We start from the raw sequence: 21,044 nt of genomic DNA, 5'->3' as shown, positions 1-21,044 counted from the left end.
GTTCTCCGTCACCGATTGTTGGAAGTTGTTATGAATACTCAATTCCGTAAACGTTTACCTGATTCTGAGCTTTGCTATTACGATACAAAAGAAGCGGTAGAAGCCATCAAACCAGGTAGCTACGAGACTTTACCTTACACCTCACGCGTCCTTGCTGAAAACTTAGTACGCCGCGCTGAGCCTGAAAAACTCAATGATTATCTTGAACAAATTATCGAGTGTCGTCGCGATTTGGACTTTCCGTGGTTTCCTGCTCGCGTGGTTTGCCATGATATTTTGGGTCAAACTGCGCTAGTCGACCTTGCGGGTTTGCGTGATGCTATCGCTGAAAAAGGCGGCGATCCGGCTAAAGTCAATCCAGTCGTACCGACTCAACTGATTGTGGATCACAGCTTGGCTGTAGAGCACGCCGGTTATGAAGAAGATGCATTTGAGAAAAACCGCGCGATTGAAGACCGTCGAAATGACGACCGTTTTCATTTTATCAACTGGACCAAAACGGCATTTAAAAACGTTGATGTGATCCCGCCAGGCAACGGTATTTTGCACCAAATCAACTTAGAAAAAATGTCGCCAGTTATTCAAGCGCGCGACGGTGTTGCCTTCCCTGATACGCTTGTTGGCACCGACAGCCACACGCCACACGTTGATGCACTTGGTGTTATTGCCGTTGGTGTGGGTGGCCTTGAAGCAGAAAGCGTGATGCTTGGCCGTGCTTCCTACATGCGATTGCCGGATATTGTTGGGGTTGAAATCATTGGCAAACGCCAACCGGGGATCACCGCAACAGATATCGTACTGGCGATCACTGAGTTTTTACGTAAAGAGCGCGTCGTTTCTAGCTACTTAGAGTTCTTTGGTGAAGGTACGCAAGACCTTAATTTAGGTGACCGTGCGACAATTTCAAACATGACACCAGAGTATGGTGCAACCGCGGCCATGTTCTACATCGATGAGCAAACCATTGATTATTTGAAGCTCACAGGCCGTGATGACGAGCAAATCAAGTTGGTGGAAAAATACGCTAAGCTAACAGGGCTTTGGGCTGATTCTTTACAAAAAGTGCAGTACGAGCGTGTACTTAAGTTTGATTTGTCTAAGGTGACGCGTAATATTGCCGGTCCTTCAAATCCGCATCGCCGCGTTGCAACTAACGACCTTGCTAATCAAGGTATCGTTAAAGAGATTGAAGCGCCAAAAGATGGTTTGATGCCAGATGGCGCGGTGATCATCGCTGCTATCACCAGCTGTACGAATACCAGTAACCCACGCAACGTAGTTGCCGCAGGCTTGCTAGCACGTAATGCCAATAAATTAGGCCTTGCTCGTAAACCTTGGGTGAAAACGTCTTTTGCACCGGGGTCAAAAGCGGTACGTTCTTATATGGAAGAGGCAAAGCTTCTACCTGAGCTTGAGCAGCTCGGTTTTGGTGTCGTTGCTTTTGCTTGTACGACTTGTAATGGCATGAGTGGTGCACTTGATCCGAAAATTCAACAAGAAGTGATTGACCGTGATTTATATTCAACGGCAGTGTTATCGGGTAACCGTAACTTTGACGGTCGAATTCACCCTTATGCAAAACAAGCCTTCTTAGCTTCACCACCGTTGGTTGTGGCTTATGCAATTGCAGGCACCGTGCGCTTTGATATTGAAAATGGTGTTTTAGGTCGCGACCAAGAGGGCAATCCGGTCACGCTTAAAGATATCTGGCCAAGCGATGAAGAAATCGATGCGGTGATCAAAGAAAGCGTAAAACCAGAGCAGTTCCGCGCCGTTTATGAGCCAATGTTTGACCTCACGGTAGACTATGGTGAAGACAACGACCCACTTTATCAGTGGCGTCCAACGAGTACCTATATTCGTCGCCCTCCTTATTGGGAAGGGGCACTTGCGAGTGAGCGTACCATGAAAGGTATGCGTCCATTAGCGATTTTAGGTGACAACATCACGACTGACCATTTATCGCCATCGAATGCGATTTTAGCAAGCAGTGCGGCGGGTGAATATCTGGCCAAAATGGGCTTACCAGAGGAAGATTTCAACTCATACGCGACACATCGAGGTGATCACTTAACGGCGCAGCGTGCGACATTCGCCAACCCCAAACTGTTAAACGAAATGGTGGTAGAAAACGGTGAAGTAGTACAAGGTTCACTGGCGCGTGTTGAGCCTGAAGGCAAAGTCACCAGAATGTGGGAAGCCATCGAAACCTATATGGAGCGTAAACAGCCGCTGATCATCGTTGCAGGCGCAGATTACGGCCAAGGTTCGTCTCGTGACTGGGCTGCAAAAGGTGTGCGTTTAGCTGGCGTTGAGGTTATCGCCGCAGAAGGGTTTGAGCGTATTCACCGTACCAACTTAATCGGTATGGGTGTACTACCACTTGAGTTTAAAGCGGGCACTACCCGTAAAACGCTTGAGCTCGATGGTACAGAAACCTATGACGTTGAGGGTGAACCGGCACCAGGTGCTACATTAACTCTCGTGATTAACCGTCAAAGTGGTGAGCGTCTAGAGGTGCCTGTGACTTGTCGATTAGATACCTTTGAAGAAGTGTCTATTTACTCTGCAGGTGGTGTACTGCAGCGCTTCGCTCAAGACTTCCTCGAAGCGGAAGGCGTATAACCATGAGTCAATTTAAGCCGCAAATTAAAATTCCCGCCACTTATATGCGTGGCGGCACCTCTAAAGGGGTGTTCTTTAATTTAACAGATTTACCCGAGTACGCGCAGCAACCTGGTGAAGCGCGAGATAACTTGCTGCTACGTGTGATTGGCAGCCCAGATCCCTATGGTAAACATACCGATGGCATGGGCGGTGCAACTTCCAGTACCAGCAAAACCGTGATCTTAAGTAAAAGCGACAAAGCCGACCATGACGTGGACTACTTATTTGGTCAGGTTGCTATCGACAAACCATTTATTGATTGGAGCGGAAACTGTGGCAATTTAACGGCTGCGGTGGGGGCACTTGCAATCAGCAATGGCTTAGTCGACGCGAATAAAGTGCCAGAGAACGGTGTTGCTGTCGTTAAAATCTGGCAGGCGAATATTAGCAAAACCATAGTGGCGCATGTTCCAATCAGCAATGGAGAAGTGCAAGAGACGGGCGACTTTGAACTGGATGGCGTAACTTTCCCAGCAGCAGAAGTGGTGGTTGAGTTTATGGATCCAAGCGACCCAGATGTTGATATGTTTCCGTCGGGCAATCTCGTCGATACGTTAACTGTGCCTGATGAAGGCACCTTTGAAGTGACCATGATAAGTGCCGGGATCCCAACGCTTTTCTTCCGTGCTTCCGATTTAGGTTATGAAGGTACAGAGTTACAAGAAGCAATTAATGGAGACCCAGCTGCACTAGAGCGATTTGAAAAGATCCGTGCTTATGGCGCAGTTAAAATGGGTTTAATAGGTCATATTGACGAAGCGAAAGTTCGCCAACATACCCCAAAAATTGCCTTCGTTGCACCTGCTAAATCTTATGCTGCGTCGAGCGGTAAAGCGGTGGCAGCCAATACCATCGACTTAAACGTTCGCGCCTTATCTATGGGTAAGTTGCACCATGCGATGATGGGAACTGCCGCAGTGGCGATAGCAACCGCGGCGGCAATTCCTGGCACCCTAGTTAACGAAGCCGCTGGTGGTGGTGATCTTAACTCCGTGACCTTTGGACATCCGTCAGGCACCTTAAAGGTTGGCGCTGAAGCACTACAAGAGTCTGGTCGTTGGCAAGCTAAAAAAGCCGTCATGAGCCGCAGCGCTCGCGTGCTAATGGAAGGCCGAGTTCGCATCCCAGAGGCGTAGCTCCATACTAAATTAAAGGCTCTGTTCCCAAGAGCCTTATTCTCTACATAAGAAAACTCCCGAGTTGTTGCTTGGTCGTTAAAGTGTGCCTGTCATTCGGCTTTTTCTTTGATTTCCACCATGCAGACTTGAAATTCATAAGGACGATATGATGTTTGAAGCTTTACTTTCTGTGGCAATCACAACCGCGGTGTTGCTTGGCTCTCCCGGTCCAGCGCCACTTGCGCTGGCTGCAACGGGGGCGAGTCAAGGTGTTAAAAAAGGCTTCCCATTCTTAGCAGGTATTTTGGCAGGATTGCTTGTTGCGGTGATCTTTGCAGCCACTGGAATTGCAGGGTTACTGGTGAGTCAGCCTCAGGTGACGCTTGTACTCAAATGGCTTGCAGCCGCCTACTTAATTTATGTTGCCTACAAAATTGCAGCAAACAACGCGGCGCTTGGCAGTGCAGGTGCGCAGCTACCGAGCTTTAAAGATGGGTTTATTCTTAACCTCCTCAACCCCAAAGCCTACGCGGCTTGTATCGCTATTTTTGCGACGGCTTCGGTGCCGGCAAGCTCAAACCTAGTTGCTACGCTACTTGCTGCTAGCGTGTGCTACGTGGTGGCGATAGTGGTCGACACAATGTGGCTGGTATTAGGTGGTGTGATTTTTAAAACACTGAATGGTGAGGCAGTACTCAAGCGGATCCGAGTTGGCTTTGCGTTGACTTTGATTGTGCTTGTTCTTTACGGGCTATTTGTCGTTTGAGGTTGATGGGAAGTCACAGGCATAGCTTTTAGACTTGAATAGATGTAATAATCTGAGTTATGCAACCGTCACTCAGAAAAGCCAATGATCGCCCCACCAGATGAAAACAACGTCCCCATAAGTGACATCCGTGTTGAATTTTCGGACTCGGCATTTGCTTTGAGAACGTTAAGAGCGGGTGAATATCAACGGTTGGAGCGTCTGTTTTCGCTTAGATATGGTGAAGAGTACGATGCCGAAGAGTTATTAAAGTTACGACAACAAAGAGTGCTAGTACCTTTTTTACAAGCAGCTGAAGATAAATCAAAGCACTGTATTTGTGTGCGGCAAACTCAAACGCGCGAAATGCTTGGCATGATCTTAATTACAGTCGATGACTCAGCGGCCAAAAAAGTGCTGGTAGAAGAGAGTTGGTTTATCCACGATACTCTGTTCGACAAGGTGTTTTGTTTATTCGTGACAGAGTATTTGAATACGCTAGGTTTCGCTTTGGTTGAATTTAGAGTCGACGAGCGTAATGATTTAGTACGCCGGTTGGTTGAGCAACTTGGTGCGTGTTTTGATGGCATATTACGTCGTGCAGGTGTTTATCGGAACGAGTGCTTCAACCAAGCTGTGTACTCTATTTCTCAGGAAGAGTGGCAGTGCGTTGTTCCTCTGTATTCTATTTACAAAGCATTGCCACAATAATAATGAAGCTTAAAGTGTGCATTTATGTAAAGCAAAGTATCGGCTGGGTCCGTTAGCGCGACTAGCTCGGCAACTTGATAATGATGCATGTTCCGGAATTAGATTCTGTTTCACACTCAATTACGCCATTAAAATACTGAGTGACAATAGCGAGCGCAACACTTAGCCCTAAGCCCAGGCCTTTTTGTGTGCGATTACCGACAACAAAAGGATCAAATACTTTATCTTTGATTTCATGTGGAATACCGCCGCCATTGTCCGTGACTTTAATCGTATATCCAAGTTTTGAGGCTTGAGCCGATATAATCACACATGGGCTTTGCACTGAGTTATCAGCAAAGGCGTGGTAAAACGCATTTTCTATTACAGGTTGGAAAATCTGCTGTAACAATCTCTCTGGGGCGGTGATAGCAAGTGCTTCGGGAATATCTAAAGTAATATCAATATGTGGGTGTTGATTGGCAAGCTCACTCACACAGTGTGCGATAAGCGGTTGTAAGTAAACTGGCTTTACTTCTCCTTCAAATCCAGTATTGGTGATGATTTTGAGCTTGTCGATAATACCGGTTATCCGCTCGGTACTATTGACGACGAGCTTGGCACAGCTTTCGATATTTTCTATCGAATGCAATAAAGCAGACTTAGCTATTTCATTTTTATTTACCCTTTGTCTTACCCCTTCAACAAGCAATAGTTGGTTACTGGAAGCGGTCATGGCGACGCCAATCGGCGTGTTAATCTCATGGGCAAGTCCTGGGATCAATCGCACCAGCGTTGCTGACTTTTCGGCGTTTATCAGGCGTTTTTGAGTCTCACTGAGTTCACTGATCGCGTGATTAAGTGCTTTGTTTTTTTCTATTAACTCTTCAGTTTGGCTTTTTACCTCCGTATTTAGATAATCAATAATACTTTTACGGATGGCCGAACGAGAGTTGTACAACGCGATGAGGCTAAGTAATAGCAAGATAAAGCAAACAAACGCGGCACCATAATAGGATTTTACCTTTTTATTGCTGCTTGCAAGGAGTGAGCTGAAATCCTGCTCTCTGCGTTCTAAAAAGGCATTGATGTGCGTCATTATATGTACTTTACTTTGGAGGTAAGCCTCGCTGTACAAAATCTTGAGGGCCTGTTGATTTTTCCCTGCAGCCACGAGTTTAAAGGCTTCACGCTCAAGTGACACGAGTGCTTCACTTTTATCCTCTGCATTTCGCAACATAGTTAATTCATCCGTAGAAACTCCGTTTTCTAATAATAATGTCAGCAGCGCTTTTGGTGCTTCTTTTTCAAATGGCGCTTGACCCTCTTTGACCAGCAACATGTCCCAATAAACGCGGTGCAAATGCTTAGGGCGAGGGGAAGTGCCGTTACGGATCGTTAAGATCTCATCAAAAAATTGCTTAAACTTAGGGTTGCCTGTGGCGGCATAAGCCCGCGCCATCATGGTGAGTTGATCTGAGCTGAGTCTTAACTCTTGGGATAAACGAACAAGATTAAAATTTCTTTCTATTTCTTGCTCTTGCGCTTCTTTATTGACGAATGCTAAAAATGTGAACACCACAGAAAGAAAAAAAAGCAGCATGGAGAGCGCTGATATATGGTAGAAGTACTTAAAGCTAAACGACTGACTTGGGTGAAGTATGTTGCTTTGACTGGCTGCCATGTATTCAACGTTGTTAAGACTCGAATACGCAAAGTATAGTTAACCTAAGCTCGGAATAACAATTTGTTCTCTGGCCGTTGTCATCTCTCGTTCTGGTTGGTCGTTCTAGGCTTTTGTCACTTTGCCGAAGTGAGAAAGCAGCCAAATGATTATCAAGTATTTGGCTGCTCGATGGGTCTAGTCGAAAGTTAGTACGATCCTGCCGTTAATGTCGCTATTGAGCATATCGTCAAATATATCGTTGATTTGCTCAAGTGGCTTGGTTTCAATAATGGCCTTTACCTTGCCCTCAGCGGCAAACTGCAAGCATTCAGTGAGATCTTGACGGGTACCAACGATGCTGCCAACAACACTGATACCTTTAAGAACGGTATCAAATATAGGAATAGGCATTTCCTCCGGTGGTAAGCCAACGAGCACGCAAGTACCACCGCGCTTCACGCTGTTAAATGATGTCGTAAAGGCTGGCTTTGAGACCGCAGTACAAACTACGGCTTGGACTCCACCTAACTTATTTTGCATCAACTCTGCGGGATCGCTCTGCTTAAAGTCGATACATAAATCGGCGCCAAGCTCTTTTGCTAGTGCTAACTTTGATTCGCCAGTGTCAACTGCAACTACATTCAGCCCCATTGCTTTGGCGTATTGCACAGCTAAGTGACCAAGGCCTCCTACACCAATAATGGCAACCCATTCACCGGGTTTAGCTTTCGATACTTTTAGTGCTTTATAGGTGGTGACGCCCGCGCAGAATAGAGGAGCGGCATCGACAAATGACAAGCCTTCGGGGATTTTTACCACGTAGTTGGCATCGGCTTTACAGTACTGTGCGTAACCGCCGTCGACGGAATAGCCACTATTTAACTGCTCTGGGCATAAGTTTTCGTCGCCTTTTAGGCAGTGTTCACAATGACCGCAGGCGCTATGAAGCCAAGGTACACCCACTCTATCACCAACGGCTAGGTGTTTAACATCGTCAGCTTTTGCGATAACGGTACCCACACCTTCGTGACCAGGCACTAGTGGTAATTTAGGCTTAACTGGCCAGTCACCATGACAGGCGTGTAAGTCGGTGTGACAAACACCACAGGCGGCTATTTCAACGATGACCGATCCTTGTGTAAGTTGCGGTTTCTCAATTTCTTGAATTTCTAACGGTTGTTTAAATTGGTGCACTAACGCTGCTTTCATCTTTTTGCTCCTTGATTGAGTCGATGGTAGCTTAGCAGCTATAACCAGAAACAACTTGATCCGAAACAATGAATGAGATGAGAGTAAACAAAAATGGCGAGCACAATGCTCGCCAATTCATTACTTAATTACAAAAAAGTAGGGTGTTATTTTCTTCTACGTAGCAGCGCCAGTGGTGCAGCTAGTAGTAACCAAGATAGTGAGTCATTTGAAGGTGTTGATGTTGGATCTGGTGTAGGTGCTGTCGAAATGATGAATTAAGCGCTACTTTTATATTGTTGATTCAAACTAGAAAACCGATCACGGTGAGTTGATTTAAGGTTTTTATTGCAAATATATACACTCTATCTTTAAATGATACTTTAAATAAGAATAAGTACTTAATACGACAGCGTTTTATATCATGGGAAAGCATATGGATCTAAATAGCTTTAAAAGCAGGTGTTTAACAGGAATTTTCGCTGCAAATAAGGAGTCTCCTGAACTGACAACTTTGTTTGACGAGTTTGTCAAATTCTTTGGTACACTGAGTGGAGTTGATACTCAGTTTGATATGAATGATTGGAGTAGTGTTCATACTGAATATGGTGTTGCTATTTCTCCTGTTCAGGCAGCTAAATGCTCTCAAGAACTGCTGCGCAGTTTGATTTTTATGCAAGGTGTAAAAGCGGCTATCGAAGATAAACAGCAAGAAGGGTTATCTGAAGTTCATATTTTATACGCAGGCACTGGTCCTTACGCCACGTTGCTGCTTCCATTGTTAGCACTACATCCCAACCTTCCTGTTAGGGCAACCCTGATTGACATACATCCAGAAAATATAGCTGCGGTAAAAAAGTTAATTGATGCTTTTGATGTAGAGCACCGTATCGAACGCTTGGTTTGTTGTGATGCATTAAAATGGCAGGATGAAGAAAAATGTAGCTTTGATATCGTGATTTCTGAAACGATGACAGCATTACTAAAAAGAGAGCCACAAGTTTGGATCTTCAAGCACTTATTTCCCTACCTAAAAGAAGACGGTATTTTGATCCCTGAGTCTATCGCGTTGTCGGCAATGTTAAATAGAAAAGGGGAGCAAATACACGTTGGAGAATTTTTTAACTTACAGAAGTCTTCGGTACAGAAGCTCAGCCGTGGTGACGATACGTTATTACGTGGGGAGTTGATTATCCCGGATAGCCACCAGCCTGGAGATGGCTTTAAGTTGCAAACGGATATTATAGTCTATGGCCATTATGTCCTTGGTGAAAATGAATGCAGCCTCAATATTCCTTTCACTATTCCATGTGAGGCGACAAATTTATCTGCTGGCGCTATTGTTAAATATGAGTACACCAATTATGAATCTCCTGAGTTCGTATTCAACTTCCCAGCATCGCCGCGTTTTGTGCAAGATAATCACCTTGCACCAATAGATGAACAGGGGAAGCTTGGCCTTGTCGGAATAAAAAGTGCTTTTCAGCATTCTCAGCTCATCAAGTATGGTAAGAATGTGGCAATGCCTGAAAATATTTGGTTATGTCAGCAAGCTTTATGTGAGGCTTGTGATATATCACTCCAAGATTGGCTATCGCAACTTTATCAGTCAGCTACATTAGAAGTTTTTGAAGCGTGGCTGATCGAGCAAGAATCGAGGTTACAGGATAGCCTTTTCATTAATGAACTTAATTCAAAACTCTTACTTAACTATAAAAGCGAATGAGATGCTCACATTAGTTCAAGGGGTTTTTTACACAACTTCCAGCTTTGAGCAATTCGCTGCTTGTTCATCAGCAGTTATTTTCTGAGCCCAACATACACTATTTAACAATCCACTCAGATAGTGAAATAGTTGGCTTTATAATTTTAGCCGTTGAACCAGAACTGAAAAGTGTTGAATTTTGCCGGATTGTGGTTGCTAAAAAGGGATTGGGAATAGGGTAAGAAGCGATAAATCAGATGGAAAAATACGTGTTAGAGGAGTTGCGTATAACGCGAGTTTGGCTAGATGTTTTTGCAGATAATACGCGAGCGCAGCACATATACCAAAAGCTTGGATATCAGCAGTTCGATACGATACCTTACGACAATAAAATCCTGTTAATATTCGAAAAGCACTTACACTAATGTCTAAATCAAGTAACGAAAATTATCAAAAATGGTTAGCTGTATATGGGCGGTTGGTGGATTTCTCACTTGAGGATTGGCTTCTTATGGCTCCGTATATAAAAATCGGTCATATCACAGCCGATACGATGCTATTCGAACAAGGTGAGAAAATCTCGAGTGTTTATTTCTTATTAGATGGATATGGACGTTATTTCTACCTAGATGAAAAGGGTAATGAACGGAACAAATCTCTGCTACAGAAGGGCGGGGCATTCTCTTGTTTATCTTGTTATCTAGAAGAACAGCCGAGTCCATTTTCAACGCAAACGCTAACAGACTGTGTTATTGCCGAAATTCGCTATGCTGACTTAGTCACTGTATCTGAGCAAAACCTCAACTGGGGACGGTTTGTGCGCAAAATTTATGAACAGTTAGTGCTTAAAAAAGAGAAACGCGAAGCGGCGTTACTCCAGTTAAGTGCAAAGGAAAGGTACTTACGCTTTATCACAGAAAATCAAGCATTAAGCCGCGCGGTTGCTTTGCGCCATATCGCAATGTACCTTGGGATCACGGATGTATCGCTGTCGAGAATTAGAAAAGAGCTTGGCTTAACATAGGTTAAGGCACAGCAACAAAATTCGCATTACCTTATCTCTAATTATTGTTCTAAAGGTAAGGAATAACATCATGAAAAAGCTACTGCCTCCTATTTTACTGTTTTTATTTGTCATATTGATGCCTGTGGTGTGTTGGTTGACTGCTGCACCACATTTTATTTATTACCCTTTAAATCTGTTAGGGTTAATACCGATTGCTTTGGGGTTTGCACTGGCCAAGTCGGGCAGCATGATATTCGCGAGGGAAGAAACCGATATTATGACTTTCAATAAGCCTGATAAATTAGTGGAGGCTGGGGTATTTCAATATACCCGCAATCCCATGTACCTAGGTTTTGTCATTGCATTACTAGGCTATGCCGTATTAATCGGTGGTGCACTCGTGTCATTTTTGTTTGTGACTGCTTTTTTACTTATTGCCGACAGATGGTACATTCGATTTGAAGAAAAAATGATGGAACAAACTTTTGGAGATGCCTATTTACGCTATCAAAGGAGAGTGCGTCGTTGGCTTTAAACATCCAGCATAAATAAGGGTTAAATGGTGCAAGATATTGATTATTCAAAATCCCTACAAACAATCGTTGGAAAAGTGGTTAGGGTGTATCAATCTGGAGATATGCTTACCCAAGATCATCAACCTCAGCGACTTAATATTGAGTTAAACGACGCGCAACAGGTCGTGCGTATGTGGTGGGGATAGCCCCACCCAGTTTGTATATTGATTGATGAAGATGATGTATTTCGTCCAATAAAATGACTAAAGGTAACAAGATGCATATTGGCCTAGTTAAGGTATTTTTTGTTTTAGCCACGTTCACGAGCCTAGCTGTCTATGCCGTTAGCTACGATGAAATAACAGATATAGATGCGCTAGCGGCGCATTTTGATGAGCCCACTTTTGAACAACACTTCTTAGAAGAAGACATGGAGTTTATTTGGCTTTACTTTAAGGATATTGACCATTCCTTTTTAGTTAATACCGAAACGGGAGAGGTCTGCCATCATTTTAAAGGCAAAAAGAGAGAGTCTTGTTTTCCGGCAAGTTATTTTGAGTAAATCTATTTAAAGGAGCAGCGATGTCACACTCAAGTTGTAATTTGGTCCAATCTCCTTGCATCAGAAAGTGCTGTTTGGATGATAAAGATGTGTGCTTAGGCTGCTTTAGAACGTTGGACGAAATCACCCGCTGGACAAGTTACAGCGAAGATGAAAAGCTCAAAGTCTTAGCGCATTGTACGAGGCGCAAACAGCAACACGCTCAGAAATATAATAGGAATTGACCTCTCTAGAATGACAAAGCAAAAATAGCTCAGCTTTTGTCTCGCTTTTGGCACAGTCATTACTGTATTCGTGTCTCATTTTCGAGACATGTTTTATCGGGTATTATCTTAATTTAGTTCTATGGCATTGATTTATAATTAGAAAAAGTTTGGCCTGAAATTTGATTCATCAACTGTATTCTCAAAGTGGAGTACAAAGTATGGATATAAAACTGGCGAAAACAAAGCGCATGCCGATTAAGAAGCTCGCGTTGTTTGTAATTGTGCTACTTGTGGTCGGTTTGGTGTTTTTTGCCAAAGCGTATACCCAAAGTGCATCAAACGTGGTTTTCCAAGAAGAGTTAATCGTTGCTACAGTCCAACAGGGCGAGTTTGAACTCAGTGTTAAGGGACTTGGTAGTCTTGCATTGGAGAAACGCCATTTGGTTACCAGTAGTAGTGGCGGCAAAGTAGTTGAAGTGCTGGTTAAACCGGGTGAAATGGTCACTCAAGGTACGCTACTTGCTCGGCTTGAAAACCCATCACTGCGCGAAGCGCTCATTCAAAAACATAGCCAACTTACCAAAATTTCAGCACAACATGAGGCCGAACTTGCAGAGTTAAAGGCCAAAGTGCAAGAGGCCCACACCGCACATCATGATGCTTTGTTGGGTTATAAAGCAGACAAAATTCAGTGGCAGGCGCAAAAAACCTTAATAGAAAAGGGCAATAGCACTATCTCTATGCTTGATCATCAACGCAGCGAGTTTGCAATGCAGCGTAGTCAAAAGCAAGTGGAGTTACAGCAAGCTAGGGTTGCCACTCAGCAACAAGTACAGCAGGCAAAAGCCAAAGCGCAGCTGGCTGAGCAAGCAAGCCTACGATCCGAAATTAAGCTACTTGAAGAGAATATCGCAGCGCTTGATGTGCGCTCGCCAATCACTGGACAAATTCAGGATGTGCTGATTGAAGTGGGCATGCAATTGTCTAATACCAGTTCAGTTGCAGAGGTGGCAGATCCGCGTTTGCTGGTTGCTAAGATAAACATCGCGGAACTAGATGCGCCGCATGTACAAGTTGGGCAGTCGGCTACAATCGATACATACACTTCGCGTTTTAACGCCATCGTAAAACGTGTTTCCCCAAAGGTCACCAATAGCCAAGTTGAAGTGGAGCTGAGCATTGAAGGCGCTTTGCCAAGAGAGGCCAGAGATAAACTCAACATTGAAGGGGTTATTGTAACGAGCTATAAACCCGAGGCTATATTCGTCGCAATGCCGGCTAATGTCATTGCAAATAATCAAGCGAGCGTGTTTGTTGTTAATAAACATCTCGCGACGAAAAAAACGGTTAAATTTGGTCAGCGTTCGGTAAACTACATCGAAGTGCTTGAAGGCCTTAATAAAAATCAAACTATCATTATTTCCGATATGGAAAAGTATACTCAAGATAGCCAAGTGCTAGTGCGTTAACAGGACACTATTATGAACTCAGTCATTCAACTTAATAACATCAAAAAGCGGTTTCAGACGGATGAAATTGCAACTCAAGCACTAGACGGTATTAATCTCGTGGTAGAGCCCGGCGAGTTTGTGGCTATCACGGGACCTTCGGGGTGCGGCAAGTCTACGTTACTGTCAATTTTGGGCCTGATTGATGAGCCAAGTAACGGCGAGTATTTTATCAGCGGTAACCAAGCATTTAATTTGAGCTCAGACGAGCGTGCTCATATTCGCGCTAACCATATAGGCTTTATTTTTCAGGCATTTAATCTTATCAGTGATTTAAATGTACTTGAAAATGTCATGTTACCGCTGACTTATATCGGCGGCATTAGCCAAAAAGAAATGGAGCAAAAAGCCAAAGATGCACTGGCGATGGTGGGGTTAGAAAACCGAGTCAATCATTTTCCCTCTCAACTTTCAGGTGGTCAGCAACAGCGGGCCGCAGTTGCAAGAGCGTTGATTAACAGCCCCGACCTCATTCTCGCCGATGAGCCGACTGGTAACTTAGACTCAAACAATGCCCAGCAAGTGCTAGGGTTGTTGAGCGAGCTTCATGCTGCTGGCAAAACGATATGTATGGTAACGCATGATATTGAATCAACGACCTACGCCAGCCGGGTGATCTCAATGCTTGATGGCAATATTTTACGAGATAAAAAGCAGCTTGACCGTGTAAGTAAAGTCGTTGGAGCTTAGTATGGGATTACTTTTAGATTTTCGCTATGCGCTGAGAAACATCGCAAAATCAATGCGATTTACGTTATTGATGATGTTTATTATGGTTGGTAGTTTGACCATATCATTGATTGGCTTTAATTATATTTATACCGTGGCATTCTCACATAGCCAAGTAGGGAATGGCAGCTCTGAAATCAGGATCTTCAAGGTTCGCAACCCTATCAGCACGCAAAATCGATTTGAATATAGCATGCTGCCACAACTACGAGAACTTGATGAAGTTAAGCAACTTGAGGAGTGGCTTTATATTGCACCTGTGAGTGTTTGGGTAAGTGACGCTGAGCGAGGAAATCATTATCGAGGCTCCTATGTTGATGAGCGCTTTTTCCAGTTTATGGATATTAAGCCTGAGCTCGGGCGATTTTATACCGCTGAGGACTTTGTGGGATCAGCTCAAGATGTAGTCGTGATTTCAGACTATCTATGGTCGCATTTATTCCAAGGTAGCGAAGATGTTATTGGGCGTACGATGATCGTTGATCAAAAGCCCTACGAGATAATCGGCGTGATGCCCAAACGTAATAACTTCCCGATATTTTCTAAACTCTGGCTACCGCTTAAAGGTAATAACGCAGCACCTGCTGATGCTATTGATATTATTTATAAGATGCCAAACGAGGTGGTAGAGTCAAAGCTGGAGCAACGCTTAAGTTTATTCTTCACTGACTATGCAAAGCAACGCGCTAGTCAGTCAGAGCTCGAGGTGGATAAAACAGTTCGAGTTGAATCAATGACTTTAGTAGAATACAACACTGATGGTGAGGCGATATTTGTATTTACCCTATTTATGATAGGTATCGTACTTATTTTGCTTATTTCCTCAATCAACATTAGTAACTTACTCTTTGCCAAAATAATCGAGAGACAAAAAGAATCGGCTATTCGTGCCGCGATTGGTGCGAAAAAATTAAGAGTTGTTCAGCAGCATGCCTGTGAGGGCTTTATTTACTGCTTTAGCAGTTGGGTAGTGGCGCTATTGCTAACGGATCTCGGTTTGCGGGCACTGAACTTTGTTATTAATATGATGATTGGTGGCAAAATGCCGTACTGGTGGTATTGGCAATTAAATACCATCACTATCTTGGTGTCATTGTTGTTGATAAGCTTTGTATTTACTATTGCTGTGCTGTTACCTGCAGTGAAAACCGCTAACTTTAACATCAATGATGTACTGCGAGACGGCACGCGAGGTGCAACCGGCAAACAGGCTGGATTGATGTCAAAACGGCTATTGTCTTTGCAGGTGACTTTAGTGAGCTTTATGTTGATGGCGTCGAGCACCATAGGTTATGTGATGTACTCTATGGCGGGAAACATCGACGGAGAGACTCTCAAAGGGGTGCATTCCACTGAGCTGCAATTTCAAGCTGAAAACGAATTTTCGAGTGATAAAGCAGTCGAAATGGCAAGCGCGTTGGTTGTGGGTCTGACACTGGATCCTGCTTTTAAAGAAGGGCGCGTGTATCAGCGTGAGATTGAACTTGATGTGCAAACAAGCGAAGGCGAAGTCTACACCGATAAAATCATAAATATTGAAGCTGTAACTCATCTTTTCAAACGCGAACTGCAAAGCGGCAGAAACTTTACCGCACAAGACAACACAGAAGCGGCACCCGTGGTGAGCATTAGTCAGTCTCTCGCAAAGGCTTTGTTTGGCAGTGAGGATGTATTAGGACGCTCACTGATGTTACGTGATGCAAAATGGCCAAGTGCTAAAATAATTGGCATAGCAGTGGATGAAATGAGCGTTGTCGCCAGTGAGCGTCGTCATGAGGTCTATTTTAGTTTTCGTCAATATGCGCCAAAGGATAACGCAATGGCGGTTAAATTCGTCACTGAACTGCCGCCAAGCCAAAGTTACGAAGCGTTCTATCGCGTGTTAGGTAGGCTTTCAAGTAAGCTCGAAACTAGCTATGTTTTTGATCACTACGACAACCATCGCTCTATGATGGGGGCATTCACTAGCATCATTTATGTGTTTTTGATTGTGGGTGGATTTGCCTTAACGCTTTCTTTAATCGGCATTTATGCCATGGGCCTTAGTAATATTAATAAATCTAGCTATGAAATAGGCATCCGCCGTGCGCTTGGCTCCAAAGATCGCCAGATCATGTTGTTATTTATCAAGAAAAATCTAACCCATACCGTTACAGGGCTGACTATTTCTGCATTAATTTTCTATATCTTGTGTTATCTTGCTGTAGACTTTTTCCGTGGTATTGTGCCGTTTAGTGTTATGTTTGGTGCGGGTAGCATTACTTTGCTACTGGTATTTGTTGCGGTATGCCTTGCGCTTTATATCCCGGTGAAACGCAGCATAAAAGTCCAACCTGCGGTTAGCTTAAGAATGGAATAATAATTTGAAAAAGGTGTTAATAGTAGACGACTCGCTTGATATTCAAGCGAGTCTGAAGTTTTTACTTGAGGATGAAGGCTACGCCTGTCACGGTGTGGTGACACCAGAGGCAGCATTTGATTATGTCAGTACACAGGAAGTGGACTTGCTGCTATTGGATATGAACTTTACCCATGACACCACCAGTGGCAAAGAAGGGTTGGCGGCGATTGCTAAGCTCATTCAAATAGATCCGCTTTTACCCATTGTGGTGATGACTGGTTGGGCGACATTAGACCTTGCCGTTACTGCCCTAAAGCAAGGAGCGGCCGATTTCATTGAAAAGCCATGGGATGATGAGCGCCTTGCTCATAGCATCAAAGTACAAATCGAGAAGCGAGCTGACAGACAACATTTAGCGCGGCTATCTGCTGAAAACGAACGCCTTAAACAGCCCCAACAAACGATCAACTTTGTTACGCAAAGTGAGAAAAAACAGCGTGTGCTGACACAGCTCACCCAGTTGGCACAAAGCGATATGAACATCTTGCTGACCGGTGAAAATGGCACAGGAAAGAGCTATTACGCACAGTATGTACACGAGCATTCAAGTCGTGCTGGTGGCAGTTTTATTTCGATTAATATGGGGGCAGTGAGCGACGAGCTATTTAACTCTGAGTTATTTGGCCATAAAAAGGGGGCATTTACTGATGCGAAAGCAGATCGAGTGGGTGCATTTACACTCGCAAGTAATGGCTCGTTGTTTTTAGATGAAATTGCCAATTTATCTTTGCAATCTCAAGCAAAGTTGCTTCAAGTGCTAGAAGAGCGGAAGTACGCGGCGGTTGGCAGTCACAAAGTTTTGGATAATACTGCGAGAATAATTTCTGCCACCAACTGCCAACTCAATGAAGCGATTGCCAATAACCAGTTTCGCCAAGATTTATATTATCGATTAAATACTATAGAAGTAGAAATACCGCCTTTAAGAGCGTGCCCAGAGGATATCTTGCCATTAGCAGAGCGTTTTTTAATGCGCTTTAGTCAAGATTACAAAAAACCACCACCAATCATTATGCCTTGTGCTGCTAAAGCACTGAGTGCTTATGACTTTCCTGGCAATGTAAGAGAGCTTAAACATATGATGGAGCGCGTGGTATTTACATGTTCAAACGCCCGAGTATTTGCCAGCGATTTGGCGCTCAGTCCCACACCGCACTCAGCGTTGCAATCGGTGAATACTGCTACTGTGAGCACATCAGAAAATCACGATTTAACGCTGGATGAAATTATTGAGCAAGCACTATTTAAAAGACTGGAATTTCACGGTGGTAATGTATCAAAAGCGGCGAAGAGCTTGGGACTATCGCGCAGTGCGTGGTATCGCAAAATGGATAAATATGAGTAGGAGATAAGCAAGCTTGTTTTATCGATTTGGACACTGGTTGTTAAGTGCATTACTACTCGTTATTGCTAACGTTCTGCTCCTTGTGCACAATTACCCGGTTGCACTCGTTATATTGCTAGATTTGGTATTTGCGCTGTGTTTTGCACTGCTTACTTATAAATATAGCTCTACAAGACAAAACACTATTAATCTCATTGATACCTTGTTGATATCGCTTCGCCAAGGCGATTATGCTCTAAGAGCGGCACATGGCAAAGACGCACAATTATATTCAACGGTGGAACACTTAAACGCGCTTGCACAAACCATGCAAGCCGATCAGCGAGCGCTGGCAGAGCAAAGCGACCTGCTAAAGCAAATCATTGAAAAGCTTGATTGTGCACTTATCGTGTTTGACAAACAAAGCGTTGCATTTGCCAACAGCTACGCTGAGCGCACCTTTTTTGACTGTTACAAAGACGATGCCTGGCGCTGGTTTCAGTCATTACAAACTCAGCAAAAACAAGGAAAGGTTACGGTGATGCTTGATGGTACCGAGCATGCTTTTTTGCTTGAACACGACAGCTGCTACATTGCCAATAAACCTCACACTTTACTGGTTTTAAAACAGCTCGATAGTATTTTATATCAACAAGAAAAAGACGCCTTACAGCGGTTTGTCCGTATTTTAAGTCACGAGATCAATAACACCATAGCGCCGATTGGTACGATAGCTCGCAGCCTAACCAAGCGCCTAGACCGTGAGTTAGATTTAGAAAGGTTTACTAGTGGGCTGTCACTCATCAACGAGCGCGCCAATTACCTTAAATCTTTTATGGGCAACTATGCCTCACTTGCCAAATTACCTCCTGCGCATAAGCAGATTGTTGCACTCAGTGAGTTTTGCACTCAGCTACAAAGTATCTACCCTCAGCTAAAGGTAGAAAGCACAGCGGACCTGCTCGGTTTTTTTGATACGAGTCAAATCAAACAGGTGCTTTGCCATCTTATTAACAATGCCCAAGAAGCGTGCACACCTTCGCCAGAAGTCACACTCAACATCACCCCCGATGCAGACAAGTTAGCGTTTACGGTCACAGATACAGGCCCCGGTTTTTCCAACCTAAACGAAGCTGCTGAAGCATTTTACACCACCAAAGCTGATGGCAACGGCATAGGCCTTATGCTCTCTCGCATTATTATTGAAAACCACGGTGGACAACTCAAACTAGGCAATAACTCAAGCGGTGGTGCAAAAGTCAGTTTTAGCGTAGAGCGGGGTGGGAGTTGAGTGCGAAAGTAACAAGCAAAAAACGAAGACACCCAGTGTAATGTATTCAAAATAATTAGTGAAAGAGTACAAGTATGAAGCGGGTCGCAGGGTGAAAAATTTGAAAGACTTTAATAAAAAAACAACATTAATAAGGATTGTTTATGACATCACGATGCATTTTATTGGCATTTGCACTAGCTAGTACAATTGTGTTTGCAACTCCACATAATGGTTCGTTCGACCCAGCTAAGGGAACTTGGCAGAACAAAGATGAAGATGGTGATGGTGTGTTAGACGAGCATGATGAGTTTCCATTTGACAGTCAACGCGCTCGTTATCCCGAAATTGTCGAGATTGAACCTAATGATAACCCCAGCAATGCGGTAAAAGTTGCGCATCAACTTCCGTTTAAAGTAAAAGGGGTTATTTCAAATGCGGGTGATAATGGTGATTTGTACCAATTTGGTGCAAACAAGGGCGACTATATCTCAGCTCGCATTACCTATAGCTCCGATAATTTTAAGCCTAAAGTGTATTTTTCCGAGCAAGGTGGTTTTGTGATCAACTCATCGCAGATCCATACCCATAGCGCACTCAAAATGGCGCATATCCTGACTAAAATACCCCATGACGGAAAATTCAATTTGAGCGTCATTGATGATTTTTCGGGTGGCGCGCCGGACTATTCCTATGAAATTTACGTATTTAAAGATAAGGACACCGACGGTATTGATGATCATGCAGAATATGCAATTGGAGTTGAACCAACTCGTATTGATACCGATAGAGACTCTATCCATGACTTCTATGAATATTATGTAAAGCAAGGTGCTACACTCGATGAGGACAATAACGGGGTAATTAACTTATTAGACTTAGACAGTGATGGCGACGGCATTAGTGATGAGCGCGAAGGCTCAGGAAATGCAGATCAAGATGATAAATTAAACTTTTTGGATCTTGATTCTGATAATGACGGCATAGCGGATGCCGACGAAAAACTCAACGCGAAAGGATGGCCGGAAGACTCTGACAAAGACGGGGTTGAGGATTTTATCGATCTCGATAATGATGGCGACAAAGTGTTAGATATTTATGACGCCGAGCCGTATGAGCGAGTGCGAGGCTTTAGATTAAGCGATTCACCGAGTGTACAAATATCCTCTCAAGCCGGTTATTACAATGGCTATTCATTACCTCGAATTTATCGTATCGGCGATAGTGTTGTATTTACTGGTGATGACTTTGCCGGGCTGGAGAACCCAAAAGTGGTTATCTATAACGGTGAAGAAATTTATAATATCGCGCCAACATCGCACACTAACTCAGAGCTAATCTTTGAGCTCAATCTACCATTTCGCAAATATAAGGCATTTATTTACACTCGAAATAAGCGTTCTAATGAAGTGCGATTAAGCCCATACAAAGCGGGTTCACCGTTAATATTTGGATATGCCTCAATCAAAGTTCAAGAAGGTGAGCAATATGAGCTTAAGGGAGTGGGGTTTGATGATAAAACCCGCATCATAATGGGAAATAAAACACTTGTTCCTTCAACTCATACACCATCTAGTCTTACATTTACTATACCAACTGGTATAACAAAAGGCATATTACAATTAACGAATAATGTTGGAACGAGCAATAAGGTTCGGTATCGGGTGCAAGCACGCTAAAAAGTAAAGAACGATAGTAGACCAAAGAAGATTAAGACACCCACCTCAAAGAAAGAGAAAAAACG

General features: G+C 43.7%; 20 protein-coding genes. 18 read left to right on the top strand and 2 right to left on the bottom strand.

Annotated features, from left to right (window positions below):
• The first annotated feature begins 30 nt into the window (after nucleotides 1–30).
• From acnD to DS891_RS08925, 4 genes are all read left to right on the top strand, one after another.
• The gene (gene acnD / locus DS891_RS08940; protein ID WP_174169575.1) at nucleotides 31–2,625 is read left to right on the top strand and encodes a Fe/S-dependent 2-methylisocitrate dehydratase AcnD; all 2,595 of its coding nucleotides are present in this window, start codon (nucleotides 31–33) and stop codon (nucleotides 2,623–2,625) included.
• A 2-nt stretch (nucleotides 2,626–2,627) separates the two neighbouring features.
• Nucleotides 2,628–3,803 carry a 2-methylaconitate cis-trans isomerase PrpF gene (gene prpF, locus DS891_RS08935; RefSeq protein ID WP_174169574.1) on the top strand — a complete coding sequence of 392 codons (1,176 nt, stop codon included), beginning with the start codon at nucleotides 2,628–2,630 and terminating at the stop codon, nucleotides 3,801–3,803.
• 148 nt (nucleotides 3,804–3,951) lie between these two features.
• Complete coding sequence (locus DS891_RS08930) at nucleotides 3,952–4,551, top strand: LysE family translocator (protein ID WP_227388088.1); 600 nt, start codon at nucleotides 3,952–3,954, stop codon at nucleotides 4,549–4,551.
• An 84-nt stretch (nucleotides 4,552–4,635) separates the two neighbouring features.
• Nucleotides 4,636–5,241: a GNAT family N-acetyltransferase gene (locus tag DS891_RS08925; RefSeq protein WP_010603808.1), complete on the top strand. Its 606-nt coding sequence runs from the start codon at nucleotides 4,636–4,638 to the stop codon at nucleotides 5,239–5,241.
• A gap of 61 nt (nucleotides 5,242–5,302) precedes the next feature.
• Here DS891_RS08925 and DS891_RS08920 read toward each other — a convergent pair whose 3' ends face one another.
• Entirely contained in the window at nucleotides 5,303–6,904 is a 1,602-nt protein-coding gene (locus DS891_RS08920) for a sensor histidine kinase (RefSeq protein ID WP_174169573.1), read from the bottom strand.
• A 177-nt stretch (nucleotides 6,905–7,081) separates the two neighbouring features.
• Complete coding sequence (gene adhP, locus DS891_RS08915; protein WP_102058341.1) at nucleotides 7,082–8,095, bottom strand: alcohol dehydrogenase AdhP; 1,014 nt, start codon at nucleotides 8,093–8,095, stop codon at nucleotides 7,082–7,084.
• A gap of 93 nt (nucleotides 8,096–8,188) precedes the next feature.
• Here adhP and DS891_RS08910 point away from each other — a divergent pair, with 93 nt between their 5' ends.
• From DS891_RS08910 to DS891_RS08845, 14 genes are all read left to right on the top strand, one after another.
• Complete coding sequence (locus tag DS891_RS08910) at nucleotides 8,189–8,356, top strand: hypothetical protein (protein WP_174169572.1); 168 nt, start codon at nucleotides 8,189–8,191, stop codon at nucleotides 8,354–8,356.
• Nucleotides 8,357–8,510: 154 nt separating this feature from the next.
• Nucleotides 8,511–9,800: a class I SAM-dependent methyltransferase gene (locus DS891_RS08905; protein WP_174169571.1), complete on the top strand. Its 1,290-nt coding sequence runs from the start codon at nucleotides 8,511–8,513 to the stop codon at nucleotides 9,798–9,800.
• A 236-nt stretch (nucleotides 9,801–10,036) separates the two neighbouring features.
• Nucleotides 10,037–10,204 (top strand): N-acetyltransferase, encoded by a 168-nt coding sequence (locus DS891_RS24535; protein ID WP_254605780.1) that lies wholly within the window; start codon nucleotides 10,037–10,039, stop codon nucleotides 10,202–10,204.
• A gap of 86 nt (nucleotides 10,205–10,290) precedes the next feature.
• Nucleotides 10,291–10,803 (top strand): Crp/Fnr family transcriptional regulator, encoded by a 513-nt coding sequence (locus DS891_RS08895; RefSeq protein ID WP_254605778.1) that lies wholly within the window; start codon nucleotides 10,291–10,293, stop codon nucleotides 10,801–10,803.
• Between the two features lie 70 nt (nucleotides 10,804–10,873).
• On the top strand, nucleotides 10,874–11,320 hold the full coding sequence (locus DS891_RS08890; RefSeq protein ID WP_174169569.1) for an isoprenylcysteine carboxylmethyltransferase family protein: 447 nt from the start codon (nucleotides 10,874–10,876) through the stop codon (nucleotides 11,318–11,320).
• 24 nt (nucleotides 11,321–11,344) lie between these two features.
• Nucleotides 11,345–11,506 carry an I78 family peptidase inhibitor gene (locus DS891_RS08885; RefSeq protein WP_010603803.1) on the top strand — a complete coding sequence of 54 codons (162 nt, stop codon included), beginning with the start codon at nucleotides 11,345–11,347 and terminating at the stop codon, nucleotides 11,504–11,506.
• Nucleotides 11,507–11,577: 71 nt separating this feature from the next.
• Nucleotides 11,578–11,862 carry a hypothetical protein gene (locus DS891_RS08880; RefSeq protein ID WP_174169568.1) on the top strand — a complete coding sequence of 95 codons (285 nt, stop codon included), beginning with the start codon at nucleotides 11,578–11,580 and terminating at the stop codon, nucleotides 11,860–11,862.
• A gap of 20 nt (nucleotides 11,863–11,882) precedes the next feature.
• Nucleotides 11,883–12,086, top strand: coding sequence for a DUF1289 domain-containing protein (locus DS891_RS08875; protein WP_010603801.1), 204 nt, complete (start codon nucleotides 11,883–11,885; stop codon nucleotides 12,084–12,086).
• A 200-nt stretch (nucleotides 12,087–12,286) separates the two neighbouring features.
• The gene (locus tag DS891_RS08870; protein WP_174169567.1) at nucleotides 12,287–13,537 is read left to right on the top strand and encodes an efflux RND transporter periplasmic adaptor subunit; all 1,251 of its coding nucleotides are present in this window, start codon (nucleotides 12,287–12,289) and stop codon (nucleotides 13,535–13,537) included.
• Nucleotides 13,538–13,549: 12 nt separating this feature from the next.
• Nucleotides 13,550–14,266, top strand: a complete 717-nt coding sequence (locus tag DS891_RS08865) for an ABC transporter ATP-binding protein (RefSeq protein WP_010603799.1) — start codon at nucleotides 13,550–13,552, stop codon at nucleotides 14,264–14,266.
• 1 nt (nucleotide 14,267) lies between these two features.
• On the top strand, nucleotides 14,268–16,664 hold the full coding sequence (locus DS891_RS08860; RefSeq protein ID WP_174169566.1) for an ABC transporter permease: 2,397 nt from the start codon (nucleotides 14,268–14,270) through the stop codon (nucleotides 16,662–16,664).
• A gap of 4 nt (nucleotides 16,665–16,668) precedes the next feature.
• The gene (locus tag DS891_RS08855; RefSeq protein ID WP_174169565.1) at nucleotides 16,669–18,051 is read left to right on the top strand and encodes a sigma-54 dependent transcriptional regulator; all 1,383 of its coding nucleotides are present in this window, start codon (nucleotides 16,669–16,671) and stop codon (nucleotides 18,049–18,051) included.
• 13 nt (nucleotides 18,052–18,064) lie between these two features.
• Nucleotides 18,065–19,321: a PAS domain-containing sensor histidine kinase gene (locus DS891_RS08850; protein ID WP_174169564.1), complete on the top strand. Its 1,257-nt coding sequence runs from the start codon at nucleotides 18,065–18,067 to the stop codon at nucleotides 19,319–19,321.
• A 143-nt stretch (nucleotides 19,322–19,464) separates the two neighbouring features.
• Nucleotides 19,465–20,979 carry a cell surface receptor IPT/TIG domain-containing protein gene (locus DS891_RS08845; RefSeq protein WP_174169563.1) on the top strand — a complete coding sequence of 505 codons (1,515 nt, stop codon included), beginning with the start codon at nucleotides 19,465–19,467 and terminating at the stop codon, nucleotides 20,977–20,979.
• Nucleotides 20,980–21,044 lie beyond the last annotated feature (65 nt).

Source organism: Pseudoalteromonas sp. JC28 (genome assembly GCF_013319255.1).
GTDB lineage: Bacteria > Pseudomonadota > Gammaproteobacteria > Enterobacterales > Alteromonadaceae > Pseudoalteromonas.
Note: the sequence above shows the minus strand (reverse complement) of the source record. Positions and strands in the feature narration are given on the sequence as shown.

Excerpts from the sequence above, each read along its gene's own strand:
- acnD (WP_174169575.1), top strand. The coding sequence starts at position 31 with ATGAATACTCAATTCCGTAAACGTTTACCTGATTCTGAGCTTTGCTAT.
- prpF (WP_174169574.1), top strand. The coding sequence starts at position 2,628 with ATGAGTCAATTTAAGCCGCAAATTAAAATTCCCGCCACTTATATGCGT.
- DS891_RS08930 (WP_227388088.1), top strand. The coding sequence starts at position 3,952 with ATGATGTTTGAAGCTTTACTTTCTGTGGCAATCACAACCGCGGTGTTG.
- DS891_RS08925 (WP_010603808.1), top strand. The coding sequence starts at position 4,636 with ATGATCGCCCCACCAGATGAAAACAACGTCCCCATAAGTGACATCCGT.
- DS891_RS08920 (WP_174169573.1), bottom strand. The coding sequence starts at position 6,904 with ATGGCAGCCAGTCAAAGCAACATACTTCACCCAAGTCAGTCGTTTAGC.
- adhP (WP_102058341.1), bottom strand. The coding sequence starts at position 8,095 with ATGAAAGCAGCGTTAGTGCACCAATTTAAACAACCGTTAGAAATTCAA.
- DS891_RS08910 (WP_174169572.1), top strand. The coding sequence starts at position 8,189 with ATGGCGAGCACAATGCTCGCCAATTCATTACTTAATTACAAAAAAGTA.
- DS891_RS08905 (WP_174169571.1), top strand. The coding sequence starts at position 8,511 with ATGGATCTAAATAGCTTTAAAAGCAGGTGTTTAACAGGAATTTTCGCT.
- DS891_RS24535 (WP_254605780.1), top strand. The coding sequence starts at position 10,037 with ATGGAAAAATACGTGTTAGAGGAGTTGCGTATAACGCGAGTTTGGCTA.
- DS891_RS08895 (WP_254605778.1), top strand. The coding sequence starts at position 10,291 with ATGGCTCCGTATATAAAAATCGGTCATATCACAGCCGATACGATGCTA.
- DS891_RS08890 (WP_174169569.1), top strand. The coding sequence starts at position 10,874 with ATGAAAAAGCTACTGCCTCCTATTTTACTGTTTTTATTTGTCATATTG.
- DS891_RS08885 (WP_010603803.1), top strand. The coding sequence starts at position 11,345 with ATGGTGCAAGATATTGATTATTCAAAATCCCTACAAACAATCGTTGGA.
- DS891_RS08880 (WP_174169568.1), top strand. The coding sequence starts at position 11,578 with ATGCATATTGGCCTAGTTAAGGTATTTTTTGTTTTAGCCACGTTCACG.
- DS891_RS08875 (WP_010603801.1), top strand. The coding sequence starts at position 11,883 with ATGTCACACTCAAGTTGTAATTTGGTCCAATCTCCTTGCATCAGAAAG.
- DS891_RS08870 (WP_174169567.1), top strand. The coding sequence starts at position 12,287 with ATGGATATAAAACTGGCGAAAACAAAGCGCATGCCGATTAAGAAGCTC.
- DS891_RS08865 (WP_010603799.1), top strand. The coding sequence starts at position 13,550 with ATGAACTCAGTCATTCAACTTAATAACATCAAAAAGCGGTTTCAGACG.
- DS891_RS08860 (WP_174169566.1), top strand. The coding sequence starts at position 14,268 with ATGGGATTACTTTTAGATTTTCGCTATGCGCTGAGAAACATCGCAAAA.
- DS891_RS08845 (WP_174169563.1), top strand. The coding sequence starts at position 19,465 with ATGACATCACGATGCATTTTATTGGCATTTGCACTAGCTAGTACAATT.